Genomic DNA, 2,500 nt, shown 5'->3' on the forward strand with positions numbered 1-2,500 from the left:
AGGATGTTGGCTCAGAAGCAGCCACCATTTAAAGAGTGCGTAATAGCTCACTAGTCGAGTGACTCTGCGCCGAAAATGTACCGGGGCTAAATACACCACCGAAGCTGCGAATTGATACCAATGGTATCAGTGGTAGGGGAGCGTTCTAAGTGCAGTGAAGTCAGACCGGAAGGACTGGTGGAGCGCTTAGAAGTGAGAATGCCGGTATGAGTAGCGAAAGACGGGTGAGAATCCCGTCCACCGAATGCCTAAGGTTTCCTGAGGAAGGCTCGTCCGCTCAGGGTTAGTCAGGACCTAAGCCGAGGCCGACAGGCGTAGGCGATGGACAACAGGTTGATATTCCTGTACCACCTCTTTATCGTTTGAGCAATGGAGGGACGCAGAAGGATAGAAGAAGCGTGCGATTGGTTGTGCACGTCCAAGCAGTTAGGCTGATAAGTAGGCAAATCCGCTTATCGTGAAGGCTGAGCTGTGATGGGGAAGCTCCTTATGGAGCGAAGTCTTTGATTCCCCGCTGCCAAGAAAAGCTTCTAGCGAGATAAAAGGTGCCTGTACCGCAAACCGACACAGGTAGGCGAGGAGAGAATCCTAAGGTGTGCGAGAGAACTCTGGTTAAGGAACTCGGCAAAATGACCCCGTAACTTCGGGAGAAGGGGTGCTTTCTTAACGGAAAGCCGCAGTGAATAGGCCCAAGCGACTGTTTAGCAAAAACACAGGTCTCTGCGAAGCCGTAAGGCGAAGTATAGGGGCTGACACCTGCCCGGTGCTGGAAGGTTAAGGAGAGGGGTTAGCGTAAGCGAAGCTCTGAACTGAAGCCCCAGTAAACGGCGGCCGTAACTATAACGGTCCTAAGGTAGCGAAATTCCTTGTCGGGTAAGTTCCGACCCGCACGAAAGGTGTAACGATTTGGGCACTGTCTCAACCAGAGACTCGGTGAAATTATAGTACCTGTGAAGATGCAGGTTACCCGCGACAGGACGGAAAGACCCCGTGGAGCTTTACTGTAGCCTGATATTGAATTTTGGTACAGTTTGTACAGGATAGGCGGGAGCCATTGAAACCGGAGCGCTAGCTTCGGTGGAGGCGCTGGTGGGATACCGCCCTGACTGTATTGAAATTCTAACCTACGGGTCTCATCGACCCGGGAGACAGTGTCAGGTGGGCAGTTTGACTGGGGCGGTCGCCTCCTAAAGTGTAACGGAGGCGCCCAAAGGTTCCCTCAGAATGGTTGGAAATCATTCGTAGAGTGCAAAGGCATAAGGGAGCTTGACTGCGAGACCTACAAGTCGAGCAGGGACGAAAGTCGGGCTTAGTGATCCGGTGGTTCCGCATGGAAGGGCCATCGCTCAACGGATAAAAGCTACCCCGGGGATAACAGGCTTATCTCCCCCAAGAGTCCACATCGACGGGGAGGTTTGGCACCTCGATGTCGGCTCATCGCATCCTGGGGCTGTAGTCGGTCCCAAGGGTTGGGCTGTTCGCCCATTAAAGCGGTACGCGAGCTGGGTTCAGAACGTCGTGAGACAGTTCGGTCCCTATCCGTCGTGGGCGCAGGAAATTTGAGAGGAGCTGTCCTTAGTACGAGAGGACCGGGATGGACGCACCGCTGGTGTACCAGTTGTTCTGCCAAGGGCATAGCTGGGTAGCTATGTGCGGAAGGGATAAGTGCTGAAAGCATCTAAGCATGAAGCCCCCCTCAAGATGAGATTTCCCATAGCGTAAGCTAGTAAGATCCCTGAAAGATGATCAGGTTGATAGGTTCGAGGTGGAAGCATGGTGACATGTGGAGCTGACGAATACTAATAGATCGAGGACTTAACCATATAATATGAAGCTAATGTTATCTAGTTTTGAAAGAATATAAAAAACTTATTGACTTTCAAAAGTTAATAAGTTATAATAATTCTTGTCTTAAATGAATACAGTCTGGTAATGATGGCAGAGAGGCCACACCCGTTCCCATACCGAACACGGAAGTTAAGCTCTCTAGCGCCGATGGTAGTTGGGACCTTGTCCCTGTGAGAGTAGGACGTTGCCAGGCAATTCGGAGGATTAGCTCAGCTGGGAGAGCACCTGCCTTACAAGCAGGGGGTCGGCGGTTCGATCCCGTCATCCTCCACCATTTAGCCGACTTAGCTCAATTGGTAGAGCAACTGACTTGTAATCAGTAGGTTGGGGGTTCAAGTCCTCTAGTCGGCACCAGTTTTTATTGCAAGAGCCATTAGCTCAGTTGGTAGAGCATCTGACTTTTAATCAGAGGGTCGAAGGTTCGAATCCTTCATGGCTCACCATTTTAATGAAATATGCGGGTGTGGCGGAATTGGCAGACGCACTAGACTTAGGATCTAGCGCCTTTGGCGTGGGGGTTCGACTCCCTTCACCCGCACTTTTAATAAAATAACTCAAACATGTCTTGCGGAAGTAGTTCAGTGGTAGAATACAACCTTGCCAAGGTTGGGGTCGCGGGTTCGAATCCCGTCTTCCGCTCCAATTTTCAGTA

Annotated in this window: 5 tRNA genes and 2 rRNA genes (1 of these 7 only partly in view); all 7 read left to right on the plus strand. The window is 51.1% G+C overall.

What is annotated here, in order from left to right:
- A 23S ribosomal RNA gene (locus QCI77_RS00440) occupies positions 1-1,823 on the plus strand; it begins 1,099 nt to the left of the window's first position.
- Between the two features lie 102 nt (positions 1,824-1,925).
- Positions 1,926-2,041, plus strand: a 5S ribosomal RNA gene (rrf, locus tag QCI77_RS00445).
- Positions 2,042-2,046: 5 nt separating this feature from the next.
- A tRNA-Val gene (locus QCI77_RS00450) sits at positions 2,047-2,122 on the plus strand.
- 4 nt (positions 2,123-2,126) lie between these two features.
- A tRNA-Thr gene (locus tag QCI77_RS00455) sits at positions 2,127-2,202 on the plus strand.
- A 13-nt stretch (positions 2,203-2,215) separates the two neighbouring features.
- A tRNA-Lys gene (locus QCI77_RS00460) sits at positions 2,216-2,291 on the plus strand.
- Positions 2,292-2,305: 14 nt separating this feature from the next.
- A tRNA-Leu gene (locus tag QCI77_RS00465) sits at positions 2,306-2,386 on the plus strand.
- Positions 2,387-2,415: 29 nt separating this feature from the next.
- A tRNA-Gly gene (locus tag QCI77_RS00470) sits at positions 2,416-2,490 on the plus strand.
- The last annotated feature ends 10 nt before the right edge of the window (positions 2,491-2,500 follow it).

The organism is Bacillus cereus group sp. MG9, from assembly GCF_040459995.1.
Taxonomy (GTDB): domain Bacteria; phylum Bacillota; class Bacilli; order Bacillales; family Bacillaceae_G; genus Bacillus_A; species Bacillus_A mycoides.